The organism is Pedobacter sp. UYP24 (assembly GCF_054057295.1).
In genome coordinates, this window is the sequence record NZ_JBSRZD010000006.1 from 131,613 (window position 1) to 143,916 (window position 12,304).

General features: G+C 38.3%; 12 protein-coding genes. 4 read left to right on the forward strand and 8 right to left on the reverse strand.

Annotated features, from left to right (window positions below):
* Window positions 1–67: 67 nt before the first annotated feature.
* The 8 genes from ACVWYN_RS12485 to rpsT form a co-directional block, all read right to left on the reverse strand.
* On the reverse strand, window positions 68–568 hold the full coding sequence (locus tag ACVWYN_RS12485) for an Mpo1 family 2-hydroxy fatty acid dioxygenase (RefSeq protein ID WP_457289196.1): 501 nt from the start codon (window positions 566–568) through the stop codon (window positions 68–70).
* 63 nt (window positions 569–631) lie between these two features.
* Entirely contained in the window at window positions 632–1,438 is an 807-nt protein-coding gene (locus ACVWYN_RS12490; protein ID WP_457289197.1) for a hypothetical protein, read from the reverse strand.
* A 324-nt stretch (window positions 1,439–1,762) separates the two neighbouring features.
* Window positions 1,763–3,325 (reverse strand): ribonuclease Y, encoded by a 1,563-nt coding sequence (gene rny / locus ACVWYN_RS12495; RefSeq protein WP_457289198.1) that lies wholly within the window; start codon window positions 3,323–3,325, stop codon window positions 1,763–1,765.
* Window positions 3,326–3,596: 271 nt separating this feature from the next.
* Window positions 3,597–3,887 (reverse strand): cell division protein ZapA, encoded by a 291-nt coding sequence (locus ACVWYN_RS12500; RefSeq protein WP_457289199.1) that lies wholly within the window; start codon window positions 3,885–3,887, stop codon window positions 3,597–3,599.
* 31 nt (window positions 3,888–3,918) lie between these two features.
* Complete coding sequence (locus ACVWYN_RS12505) at window positions 3,919–4,209, reverse strand: hypothetical protein (protein ID WP_457289200.1); 291 nt, start codon at window positions 4,207–4,209, stop codon at window positions 3,919–3,921.
* 48 nt (window positions 4,210–4,257) lie between these two features.
* Entirely contained in the window at window positions 4,258–6,657 is a 2,400-nt protein-coding gene (pheT, locus tag ACVWYN_RS12510; protein WP_457289201.1) for a phenylalanine--tRNA ligase subunit beta, read from the reverse strand.
* Between the two features lie 56 nt (window positions 6,658–6,713).
* Entirely contained in the window at window positions 6,714–7,412 is a 699-nt protein-coding gene (gene radC / locus ACVWYN_RS12515) for a RadC family protein (protein WP_457289202.1), read from the reverse strand.
* Between the two features lie 85 nt (window positions 7,413–7,497).
* Window positions 7,498–7,752, reverse strand: coding sequence for a 30S ribosomal protein S20 (rpsT, locus tag ACVWYN_RS12520; protein ID WP_457289203.1), 255 nt, complete (start codon window positions 7,750–7,752; stop codon window positions 7,498–7,500).
* A 356-nt stretch (window positions 7,753–8,108) separates the two neighbouring features.
* Here rpsT and purN point away from each other — a divergent pair, with 356 nt between their 5' ends.
* The 4 genes from purN to mreC all read left to right on the forward strand — a co-directional run bounded on the left by purN (window position 8,109) and on the right by mreC (window position 12,253).
* Window positions 8,109–8,687 (forward strand): phosphoribosylglycinamide formyltransferase, encoded by a 579-nt coding sequence (gene purN / locus ACVWYN_RS12525; protein ID WP_457289204.1) that lies wholly within the window; start codon window positions 8,109–8,111, stop codon window positions 8,685–8,687.
* Window positions 8,688–8,716: 29 nt separating this feature from the next.
* The gene (purH, locus tag ACVWYN_RS12530) at window positions 8,717–10,243 is read left to right on the forward strand and encodes a bifunctional phosphoribosylaminoimidazolecarboxamide formyltransferase/IMP cyclohydrolase (RefSeq protein WP_457289205.1); all 1,527 of its coding nucleotides are present in this window, start codon (window positions 8,717–8,719) and stop codon (window positions 10,241–10,243) included.
* An 85-nt stretch (window positions 10,244–10,328) separates the two neighbouring features.
* Window positions 10,329–11,351 carry a rod shape-determining protein gene (locus tag ACVWYN_RS12535; protein ID WP_457289206.1) on the forward strand — a complete coding sequence of 341 codons (1,023 nt, stop codon included), beginning with the start codon at window positions 10,329–10,331 and terminating at the stop codon, window positions 11,349–11,351.
* 62 nt (window positions 11,352–11,413) lie between these two features.
* Window positions 11,414–12,253: a rod shape-determining protein MreC gene (gene mreC, locus ACVWYN_RS12540; protein ID WP_457289207.1), complete on the forward strand. Its 840-nt coding sequence runs from the start codon at window positions 11,414–11,416 to the stop codon at window positions 12,251–12,253.
* Window positions 12,254–12,304 lie beyond the last annotated feature (51 nt).

The following is a 12,304-nucleotide window of genomic DNA, read 5'->3' on the forward strand; positions in this document are numbered from 1 at the left end:
GAATATGTTAGGTGTAAATTACCATTTGTTTATCTCAGTGTTAACTAAACGTTAACACTTTTCTGTTCTAATATTTTAAACCCACCCGCTTGCATACAAAGTGCAATAACCAGATCGGACCAATTAACAAGAACTTAACATCATCCAGAAATGATGGCTTCTTACCTTCTATTTTATGACCAATAAATTGCCCAGCCCATGCCAAAACAAAAATTATTAGGCATACTAACCACACTGAAGGTCCGCCTGCATTGTGCCAATATTCCAATTGTACAATGCCATAGCTCATCAATCCAATAATCCAAAGCATTAAAAAAGAAAGCACCGGAGATAGTGTAAAATAATAATACAATGAAAATGCAATTAAAAATGAAGCCCAGTTTAAAAAACCATTGTACTTTCCTAAAAACTCCAAATGCGGGAAAGGGGTAGCCCAAACCAACCCTAGCAAACTAAATACGATCAGTGGAACGCATATCCAATGGATAGTCTCATTAGTATGATTTTTGTGACTCTCTGCATACTTATCAAAAAGCACATCTACTTGCTTCTTCTCAATCGCTTCCATATCAGGTTATGTTTAAATGTAATCCGCCCAAAGTTATCTATTTATTGAAAATATACTACTGCTTTACGATTGTTCCGTCTCTTCTGCCGGAACTTCAGTAATGAACCGAATGTTCATATCATGCCATTCCTCCTTTTTCAATGGTTCCCCTTCCGCAATAAACGCAGTAAATATAGCCGAAGGACTAAAATTCTTATTGTTCAGAAAAGATTGTCCTACAAAAGTAGTTTCCATGTAAATAAGGGAGAAGGCAACTATACATAAACAACCCGGACTTAACTCGAAATCAAAACTCGCAGCTGGGATCACCTCCATATCACCTTTAATGGGTGTGTCAAAACTTTGAACCAAAACATCGTCATATTGTCCATTTATAATATCGAACATCCCTAAACAAATGGCCAGTTTGGCTTGGTGAGCATCAGGGTGAAATTTAATTTCCTTATCCGTTTTAATTTCAGGCATTTCCACCTGCAGGTTCAAACCGGCGACAGTAACCTTTGGCTGTGCTAAAAAATGCTTCTTAAAAGGCGTAATGAGGTTAAACTCAAATCCTGCTAAGGAATTAAAACTCCCCGTTTCAAATTCATAGATATCCAGCTTTTTGTTCTTAATCCGATCTAAACAGCTATTGACTGCTCCATTTAACCGGCCACTCACATCACCATCTGATTTAAAATCAAAAGCCGATCTGATGTACCTATTCAAAGAACTTGCCGCACCAAAAGTATTTGCCGACTTAAGGCTAGCCACTGTCATTTGGTCTTTCGTCAAAGTTGAGGCACTCGTAACAATCTGTTGTCCACGGTGCTCTTTAAAAATAACAGGGCCTGCTACACCTCTCCAAAAATTTCCTGAAAATTTTGCCATTTATTACTGTGATATAAATAAATTTGTATTCTGTTAACGATAGGTGTTCATTTGAGACTTGCTCATGGTAAATCCACTAACTTACCAGTTAAAATCTAGGCCTACTCCAGCTAATTGCTGAAATACCTGGACTTACCCTGGGCTATATCTGGACTTTACCTGGAGTTAATACGAACCTTTCCTATACTAAACCTTATCTTAACCCAATAAGTCTTCCCGCTTACCCGTCTGAGTTTATTACATTATTGCAATATAATAATTCTGACCCTAAATAGAAAAAGCGACAGGTTCTCTGTCACTTTTTCTACAATTAGTTTTAAAATTCTATTTAGCAAATGCCACTGATCTGGTTTCCCTGATTACTGTAACCTTGATCTGACCAGGATAAGTCATTTCAGTTTGAATCCTATTAGAGATATCAGCTGCCAATAGCTCTGCCTGCTGATCAGTGATTCTTTCACTCTCAACAATTACCCTAAGCTCCCTACCTGCCTGAATCGCAAATGTTTTCTCTACCCCAGGGTAAGACATTGCCAGTTCTTCCAATTCTTTTAAACGTTTGATGTAGCTTTCTACTACTTCACGTCTAGCACCCGGACGCGCGCCTGATATGGCATCGCAAGCCTGAATTATTGGAGAAATCATTGAAGTCATCTCTATTTCATCATGGTGGGCACCAATGGCATTACAGATTTCTGGATGCTCCTTATATTTTTCGGCCAGCTGCATACCTAAAATTGCGTGAGGCAATTCCGGATTATCATCAGGCACCTTACCTATATCATGTAATAAACCTGCACGCTTAGCCATTTTAGCATTTAGACCAAGCTCTGCAGCCATTGTAGCACAAAAATTAGCTACCTCACGAGAGTGGTGCAACAGATTCTGTCCGTACGATGAACGGTACCGCATACGTCCAACCATTCTAATCAACTCCGGGTGTAAGCCATGGATTCCAAGATCAATTACGGTTCGCTCACCGATCTCAACGATCTCATCTTCAATCTGCTTTTTAGTTTTAGCAACTACCTCTTCAATACGTGCCGGGTGGATCCTGCCATCTGTAACCAAACGGTGTAAAGCCAAACGTGCAATTTCTCTCCTTACGGGATCAAAACCAGATAGAATGATCGCCTCAGGGGTATCATCAACAATAATTTCAATACCAGTAGCTGCTTCAAGGGCACGAATATTACGGCCTTCCCTACCAATTACCCTACCTTTAATCTCATCACTTTCAATGTGAAATATAGAAACTGTATTTTCAATCGCAGCTTCAACAGCGGTACGTTGAATGGTTTGAATAACTACTTTTTTAGCCTCCTTGGTTGCAGTTAGCTTGGCTTCATCAACAATATCTTTTACCTGAATCATTGCCTGCGTACGCGCTTCCTGCTTCATGTTTTCTATCAATTGGTTTTTTGCTTCATCAGCACTCAGGCCGGCAATAGTTTCCAATTGTTTCACATGCTGACTTTTGATCAGTTCCACCTCTTGCTGTTTATTCAAAGCAATCTCTGTCTGCTTTTCCAGGTTTTTACGTTGATTGTCCAGTTCCTGATCTTTACGGGTTGCATTCTCTAACTTTGAGCTGAGTGATTGCTCCTTTTGTTTCAAAGAGTTCTCGCGCTGGTTAATCAGGTTATTTTTTGAATTTACCTCTTGCTCATGATCAGATTTCATTTGAAGGAACTTTTCTTTTGCTTCAAGCATCCGATCTTTCTTCATTATCTCGGCGTTACTTTCTGCCTCCTTAAGTATTTTCTTAACCTTATTCTGCACTGCTACCTCCTGCTTTTTTAGCAAGGTGCGCAGTAAGAATCTGCCGATTACTACTCCGATAGCTATACCGAGCAGTAAAGAACCTATTATTCCTATTATTTCCATTTCTATTTTATGTAAAAACTATTCGTGCAATATGCACTATTTTAAAAAAATTCAATTAAAAAAAGCCGCAACTAACTTTAAAAGCCCCACGTTTTAAAAACCTCAACTAGTTATAATTAGGATTTCAGTCATTTTCAGGTGTATAAATACAGATGAAATACACTCACTCAATCCTATAAATATTGAAGTGTTAAGTTTTAAAAATAGTGAAACTCAAAAACTAGCTACGGCTATATCTTTGTTTATTTTGTTACTAATATAAAGAACGCTCCTATTTGGAGAAAAAATCGCTTAATAAACTATCCAATTCTTCTACCTTATCTGAAACCTCAGTATCCTGGTTCTGAACCTTGTTTTCAACCCTAAGGACAGCAGTTGCATAATGCAGTACTGCCATTGAAAGCAAATCCTGTTTATCTCTAACCGCATAGTTTTCCTGATAGTCCTTTATGCGTTCATTAATAATCTTGGCTGCTCGCCTTACAATTTCTTCTTCTTCCGTATTTACCTTTAACGGGTAGATGCGGTCTGAAATAGTTATTTTTATCGAGATTTCTCCCATTTCTTAGCTTTGTTTCACTTTACCGTATTCCTTATTTCTTAAGTAATACAACACACTTATCAATTTCACGCACAAATTCGTTAATTTTTTGCTTTATATCAAGAGACTTTTCACTTGTCCCGTCAATACTTTTAGCAAGTTTTAACACCCTTAGCTTTTCTTCCAGATCCTGAGTCTTGTTCTTTGCTGCATTTACGGCAACTTTTACAGCGTCATTTTCAAGCTTCAACAAGTCATTTTCTTCCTGCAATGCATTACAGAGCTCTATTAAACGAGCTGTTTTACTGAGGATTGAATCTAACTGACCGGAAACGGAAGACATTTTATGCGTTAATTTTTATTTTAAATACTTATTCTCTAAGCTATAAATTTATTTTCTTATTTCAGCTTTAGCTGTTTGTGCTAAGTTATAAATAATCTTTTGCATAACCGCATCAATTTGCTTGTCGGTCAACGTTTGTTCCTCATCCTGAAGGGTTAAATTTAACGCATAAGATTTTTTGCCTTCCGGAAGTTTATCCCCAACATACACGTCAAACACCTGAATATTCTTTATTAACTTCTTATCCGCTTTAAAAGCAATGGTCTTCAGGTCATCAAAAGTTACATTCGCATCAACCAACATAGATAAATCTCTCCTCACTGCCGGATATTTAGCAATCTCTTTATTGATGATCTTATTCTTCTTCACTACATAAAGCAACATCGCCCAGTCGAAATCTGCATAATAGACATCATTATCAATATCACTTGTCTTCTTATCTGCATCGGTAACTGCACCAAAGCTTACCATGGTTTTATCGCCTCTAAAATATTTAAGACCATAGGCGAAGTGCGCATTGCTTATTTCTTCAGATTGGTAATTGCTAATCCCCAGTCTTCCCATAACTGAATCAACAGCAGCCTTTAAATGATAAAAGCTGATGGCAACAGGCTTTTGGTTCCATTGTTCAGTTTGTCTGGCACCAGACATTAACAACAACAACCTTGGTCTTTCTATATATTTCTCAGCTATGAGGTGGTAGGTTTTACCAAACTCATAGAACTTAATATCAGTAATTTTTCTGTTCAAATTATAGGCAACACTTTCAAGTGCCGGCATCAGCAACTCCTGGCGCATTACATTAAGGTCAGAGCTTAGGGGGTTTAAGATTTGAACTGCTTCTTCGGGCGTTTTTGAATAGGATCCTTTTGTCAGTGAATTACACCAGATCTCTAAAAATCCATTCGCCGTTAACATATCTGCAACCACATGTTGCGTTTGCTCCCTGCTTGGTTTAGGACTATAAGACAACGATGCATTTACTTTATTGGGTATCGCAATATTGTTGTAGCCGTATATCCTAAGCACTTCTTCGGTAATGTCACACTCCCGCGTAACATCTACCTTAAAACTAGGCACCTGCAATTCTAATCCATCAGTAGTTTCGCTAACTACGGCTATACCTAAGGCAGATATGATGTATTTAATTTCTGCATCAGGAATTTCAGCGCCAATTAACTTATTGATATTACTATAGCTTACTGTAACATCAAAAGGCTTTATCGGTTGCGGATAAATGTCAGAAATAACCGAAGCAATTTGTCCGCCTGCAACTTCCTGTATCAGCAAGGCAGCACGTTTTAGGGCAAAAACAGTCATTTCAGGATCAGTCCCCCTTTCAAATCTAAAAGAGGCATCTGTCTTTAATCCATGACGTTTAGCTGTTTTCCTAACTGATACCGCATTAAAGTAGGCGCTTTCTAAAAACACCTTGGTGGTCGTCTCCGTTACACCAGAATCTTTACCACCAAAAACACCAGCTATACATAGCGGCTTTTCTGCATCGCAAATCATCAGATCATCTGCCGATAGTTTACGGGCAACATCATCAAGTGTGATAAAAGGAGTTCCCTCTGCACATTTCTTAACCAGAATTTTTCCACCACTAATCTGATCTGCATCAAAAGCATGCAAAGGCTGACCAAGATCATGCAATACATAATTGGTAATGTCTACAATATTATTAATTGGTCTGATGCCAATTACTTTCAATTTATCCTGAAGCCACTCTGGCGAAGGCTTGACTGAAACCCCTGTTATTGACACGCTGCTATATCTTGGGCATGCCGCTGTATCCTCAACATTTACCGTTAGCGCATCATTCTTTTCTGAAGCTACAAATGGAGTTAGGGCGGGCATTTGAATATCCGAGCGGAAGTATGCTGCCAAATCCCTTGCAACCCCAAGATGTGAAGCTGCATCGGCTCTATTTGGCGTTAACCCGATCTCGTACAAATAATCTTCTTCCAGCTTAAAGTGTTCCTTTGCAGATAGGCCGATTGGTGTTTCTGCCGGAAGCACCAATATGCCATCATGAGAATTTCCAAGACCTATTTCATCCTCAGCACAGATCATCCCTTCAGATTCTTCTCCTCTTATTTTAGATTTACTGATCTTAAATGGTTCCCCTTCATTTGGAAAAACCGTAGTACCAACAGTAGCAACAATTACTTTTTGTCCTGCCGCAACATTTGGTGCACCACAAACAATTTGCAATACGGCTCCCGTTCCTGCATTTACAGTAGTTACCCTTAATCGATCTGCATTTGGGTGTTGCACACAGGTTAATACTTCGCCGGTTATCAATCCTGCTAAGCCACCAACAACAGGCTGAACAGTTTCCAGGCTTTCTACCTCTAAACCTATATCAGTAAGTATTAAAGAGAGTTCCTGAGGTGTTTTATCTGTTTTAATGAATTGCTTTAACCAGTTATAAGAAATTTTCATGTAGTGTCTTCAAAATAAAATGCAAAGATATAAAATAAAGCTAGCGTAATAAACCTTTAAATTAGTCCTTCATCACCAAAACTAAGGTATTTATTGTTGGCTAAAATCAAATGATCTAACACATGAAGATCCAGCATTTTGCCCGACTCTACCATTCTCTTTGTAAGGCTTAAATCTTCCTGACTGGGTTTTAAATTTCCTGAAGGATGATTGTGTGCCAGAATAATGTTGGCGGCATTCTGATCCAGCGCTGCTTTAAAAATAATCTTTGGATCTGCCACAGTACCGGCCATCCCGCCTTTGCTGATCAGGTGCCTGCCCAGTACAAAATTTGCACGGTTTAAGAGCAGTATCCAGAACTCCTCATGATTTAGATCAGAGAAAACAGGGAAAAGTATTTGGTAAGCATCTTTAGAGGAGCTTACTTTAGGCAATTCTCCCGTAACTACATCTTTCCTTCTTCTGCCCAGCTCTAGTGCGGCGACAACTGAGATTGCTTTTGCCTCCCCTATCCCTTTAAATTTGGAAAGGTCGTTAATTGAAGCTTTGCCGAGGCTATCCAGGTCATTCTTAAAATGTGCAAGGATTCTTTTACTCAGCTCTACGGCTGATTCATCTTTATTGCCTGATCCTATTAAAATAGCAACCAGTTCAGCATCGGTAAGCTGTCGCCTACCGTTAATCATCATTTTCTCCCGGGGCCTGTCTGCTTCCGCCCAGAACTTAATGCCAAGTTTCTGTTCATATTTTTCCATGGCTTAAGATTGAACAGAAAATCTAAGACATAAAAAAACGTGATGTGCAATGCACATCACGTTTAAATATTTTGCTAAGCTCTACTTATTTTAAATTATTAACAAACTTAGTTAGCTTAGATTTATTGTTTGCAGCTTTATTTTTGTGAATAACACTCTTTTTAGCTAAACGATCTAACATTGAAATTACTTTTGGAAGTAATTCAAGACCAGTTTTTTTATCTTCTGACGCACGCAATCTTTTAATAAACGTACGAGTAGTTTTTGCCTGGTATCTATTACGTAAACGTTTAGTTGCGTTTGCTCTAATTCTCTTTAGTGAAGATTTATGATTTGCCATTTTTTGTTATTATAATATTTTATAGTTAGGACTAAGCCCAATTAGCTTCTTGTTTTTTCGGACTGCAAATATAGAATTAATGTTTTTAAAATACAAAAGCATTAATAAATATTTTTTAATTAAGCGCAATAAGGTCATCAACTTATCCCTGCGGTAACATGTGATCTGCCTTTAAGACGCCTTTACCCAATAATTCTCCACAAAACTAAACATTAAAAGGGACAAGCAGGTAACTTGCTGAGGAGAAATTTCAGACAAACTCTTTCTTTAAAAGCTTAAAATGTTATTTTTGAACCACATCTAACAAAGGAGTGTATACCCGAAAGGTAACAAGCTTAACGGTTAAAAACCACTATATGAAAAAACACATTGCTATTTTTGCTTCGGGTTCTGGCTCCAATGCCCAAAAATTGATGGAACACTTTAAACACGACAAAGAGGCTGAGGTTGCTCTTGTGTTAACCAATAATCCTGATGCATACGTATTACAACGCGCAGATAACTTTGAGATTCCTTCACATATATTCGACCGGAATGAATTCTATCATACTGATCATATTATTGACCTGCTGAAAAACCTGGATATAGACCTAATCATTCTTGCTGGATTTTTATGGCTTATCCCAAAAAATCTGATTGATGAATACCCGGGGCGGATCATCAACATCCATCCTGCCATATTGCCTAAATTTGGCGGCAAGGGAATGTACGGAGATTTTGTCCACAAAGCAGTAATGGCTGCCAATGAACCCGAAGGTGGAATAACCATTCATTATGTGGATGCAAATTATGATGAAGGTGAATTTATATATCAGGCTAAATATAAAATTGATAAGGGAGACAACCTGGAAATGATTAAATTTAAAGGTCAGCAACTGGAGCATCTTCATTATCCCCGTGTTGTAGAATCCATTATAAAAAAGATAAAAAAATAACTACTTTTGCGGCTCAAAATTTTTCTCTGATGAGCCAATCAATTAAGATCAAAAACGCTTTAATTTCAGTTTATTACAAGGATGGCCTTGAGCCACTAGTTCGTTTACTTGCTCAGCAAGGTGTGCAGCTTTTCTCTACCGGAGGTACGGAACAGTTTATCAAAGACCTGGGTTTGCCTGTAACGGCGGTGGAAGACCTTACCGGATATCCTTCAATATTGGGCGGCAGAGTAAAAACATTACACCCTAAAGTATTTGGCGGCATTTTAAACCGCAGAGGATTATCTTCTGATCAAAGTCAGATTGCCGAATACGAAATCCCTGAAATTGACCTGGTTATTGTGGATTTATACCCTTTTGAAGAAACATTGAGAGCAGGCGGTTCTGAAGTAGAAATCATAGAAAAGATTGATATTGGTGGTATATCCCTGATCAGGGCTGCTGCAAAAAACTTTAATGACGTAGTAATTATCGCTTCTAAAGATGATTACGCGAATTTAGCTGAGCAACTGGCTAACCAAAATGGAGAAACTACTTTACAACAGCGTAAAGCTTATGCAAAAACAGCTTTCCATACTTCATCCAATTATGATACGGCTATCTTTAATTACTTCAACACGGAAGAACCTTTAACCGTATTTAAACAAAGCATTAGCAAATCTCAAACTTTAAGATATGGAGAAAACCCTCATCAAAAAGGCGTATTCTATGGTGATCTTGATCAAATGTTTACCAAGCTTAACGGCAAAGAACTGTCTTACAACAACCTGGTAGATGTAGATGCAGCTGTAGCGCTGATTGATGAATTTGAAGAACCTACATTTGCGATATTAAAGCATACCAATGCTTGCGGTGTAGCCTCTAACCCAAGGATTCTTGAAGCATGGAACATTGCCCTTGCCTGCGATCCGGTATCTGCTTTTGGCGGAGTATTAATTGCGAACAGGGAAGTTGACCTTGCTACTGCAACAGAGATCAATAAACTGTTTTTTGAAGTGCTTATTGCTCCATCCTACCAGGCAGAGGCTGTTGAGCTTTTCCGAGGTAAAAAGAACAGGGTCATCTTACAAAGAAATGAGGTAGCGCTAAGCACAAAGCAATTTAAAACGTTGTTAAACGGCGTAATAGAACAGGATAAGGATTTGATTATTGAAGGTCCGGATCAAATGACAGCCGTTACCACCAAAACACCTACCGCACAAGAACTGAAAGACCTGCACTTTGCTAACAAAATTGTAAAACATACCAAGTCCAACACCATTGTTTTTGTGAAAAACAATCAGCTTTTATCAAGTGGGGTTGGCCAAACTTCAAGGGTTGATGCTTTAAAGCAGGCAATTGTTAAGGCAGATGCTTTTAAATTTGATTTAAAAGGTTCAGTAATGGCTTCTGATGCTTTTTTCCCATTCCCTGATTGTGTAGAAATAGCTGCTGAAGCAGGTATTACGGCTGTTTTACAGCCGGGTGGCTCTATTAAAGATGCTGATTCTATAAATATGGCAAATGAAAAGGGAATTGCTATGGTAACTACAGGTATCAGACATTTTAAACACTAATTATTTACAGTCAAATACAATAAAAAGCCGTAGTTTTACATTACTATAGTATATAGAATTTTTAAAATTTAATTATCACCTATAAATGGGTTTATTTAATTGGTTCACACAGGAAGTTGCGATTGACTTAGGTACCGCAAACACCCTGATCATACATAATGATAAAGTAGTTGTTGATGAGCCGTCTATTGTTGCGTTCGACAGGCAAACCAACAAAATTATAGCAATTGGCAGACAGGCCATGCAAATGGAGGGTAAAACCCACGACAATATACGAACGGTAAGGCCGCTAAAGGATGGTGTTATTGCTGATTTCAACGCCGCAGAAGCAATGATAAAAGGTATGATACGCATGCTAAACGGTGGTAAAGGATGGATGTTCCCTTCACTTAGAATGGTCATTTGTATCCCTTCTGGCATTACAGAGGTAGAAAAACGTGCGGTTAGGGATTCTGCAGAGATAGCCGGAGCTAAAGAAGTGTACTTGATTCATGAGCCTATGGCAGCTGCTGTAGGTATCGGAATTGACGTAGAAGAGCCGATGGGTAACATGATCATTGATATTGGTGGAGGAACAACAGAAATTGCTGTTATTGCTTTATCTGGTATCGTTTGCGATCAATCTATTCGCGTAGCAGGAGATAACTTTGATTCTGATATTGTGAATTACATCCGCAGGCAACACAACATTATGATTGGCGACCGTACCGCTGAAAAGATTAAAATTGAAGTGGGTGCTGCTTTGCCTGAACTGGCTGATCCTCCTGCTGATTTTGCAGTACAGGGAAGAGATTTGATGACAGGTGTTCCAAAGCAAATTACTGTTTCTTATACCGAAATAGCGCATTGTCTTGATAAGTCTATTTCTAAAATTGAAGAAGCTATTTTAAAAGCATTGGAGATCACTCCACCAGAACTTTCTGCAGATATTTATCAAACTGGCATTTATTTAACTGGAGGTGGTGCATTATTAAGAGGATTGGATAAACGTGTGGCTGCAAAAACTAAGCTTCCTGTACATGTAGCTGAAGATCCACTTCGTGCTGTAGTTCGTGGAACTGGTATCGCATTAAAAAACATAGGCACTTTTAAATTCCTAATGCAGTAACTATTTGCATCAGGCATGAAAGTATTCAAATCGTAACATTTCACCTTAATCTGTAAGCCGGGATGCGTAACCTTTGGATTTTTTTAAACAGATACAACGCATTCTTTTTCTTTATCATCTTTTTTACAATAGGTATTGTACTGACGATTAAGAACAATGCTTACCAGCACAGCGTTACTGTAAACAGCACCAATAAAATAGTTGGCGATGCCTATACCAATTTAAACGTAGTTAATCGGTATTTGAACCTCGGTACTGTTAACGACAGTTTGGCCAGGGAGAACGCCCTGCTTAAAACCCAGGTACTCGCTTTACAGAATATTGATACGGCTAAAGACATTACCTTAAGAGATACCTCTGGTGTTCCTCAATATACTTACCTATCTGCAAGGGTAGTTAAGAATTCTATTGTCTTACGCAACAATATTATAACCATTAACCGTGGTACGGTGGATGGAATTACGAGCGGTATGCCTGTCATTTCTCCAGGAAAAGGTATAGTTGGATACATAAGAGATGTGTCAGAACACTTTGCTACCATCAGGTCGTTGCTTCATAAAGACACCTACATCAGTGTAAACATTAAGAAGAATAAGGCAGTTGGATCATTAATTTGGGGCGATGGGAACTTTGATTATAGGAAGGCCTACATCAAGGATATCCCCAACCACTTTAAGCTAAGCCTGGGTGATACCGTGATTACCTCCAATTTCTCTTCTTTCCCTACTGGCATACCGGTTGGAAAAGTTAGCAATACAGGAATATCTAAAGGAGACAACTTTAAACTGATTGAAGTAATCCTATTTAACGATTTTAGTGCATTACAGTATGTGTATATAATTAAAGATAAGTTTGCAAAAGAAAAACAAGTATTAGAAGCTAAAGTGCCTGATGAACAGTAGACTGGTAATTATAAACATGATAAGGTGGTTTATCCTTCTTTTATTTCAGAT

Bases quoted from the DNA above. Each gene is read 5' to 3' on its own strand.
- ACVWYN_RS12485 (WP_457289196.1), bottom strand. From the start codon at position 568: ATGGAAGCGATTGAGAAGAAGCAAGTAGATGTGCTTTTTGATAAGTAT.
- ACVWYN_RS12490 (WP_457289197.1), bottom strand. From the start codon at position 1,438: ATGGCAAAATTTTCAGGAAATTTTTGGAGAGGTGTAGCAGGCCCTGTT.
- rny (WP_457289198.1), bottom strand. From the start codon at position 3,325: ATGGAAATAATAGGAATAATAGGTTCTTTACTGCTCGGTATAGCTATC.
- ACVWYN_RS12500 (WP_457289199.1), bottom strand. From the start codon at position 3,887: ATGGGAGAAATCTCGATAAAAATAACTATTTCAGACCGCATCTACCCG.
- ACVWYN_RS12505 (WP_457289200.1), bottom strand. From the start codon at position 4,209: ATGTCTTCCGTTTCCGGTCAGTTAGATTCAATCCTCAGTAAAACAGCT.
- pheT (WP_457289201.1), bottom strand. From the start codon at position 6,657: ATGAAAATTTCTTATAACTGGTTAAAGCAATTCATTAAAACAGATAAA.
- radC (WP_457289202.1), bottom strand. From the start codon at position 7,412: ATGGAAAAATATGAACAGAAACTTGGCATTAAGTTCTGGGCGGAAGCA.
- rpsT (WP_457289203.1), bottom strand. From the start codon at position 7,752: ATGGCAAATCATAAATCTTCACTAAAGAGAATTAGAGCAAACGCAACT.
- purN (WP_457289204.1), top strand. From the start codon at position 8,109: ATGAAAAAACACATTGCTATTTTTGCTTCGGGTTCTGGCTCCAATGCC.
- purH (WP_457289205.1), top strand. From the start codon at position 8,717: ATGAGCCAATCAATTAAGATCAAAAACGCTTTAATTTCAGTTTATTAC.
- ACVWYN_RS12535 (WP_457289206.1), top strand. From the start codon at position 10,329: ATGGGTTTATTTAATTGGTTCACACAGGAAGTTGCGATTGACTTAGGT.
- mreC (WP_457289207.1), top strand. From the start codon at position 11,414: ATGCGTAACCTTTGGATTTTTTTAAACAGATACAACGCATTCTTTTTC.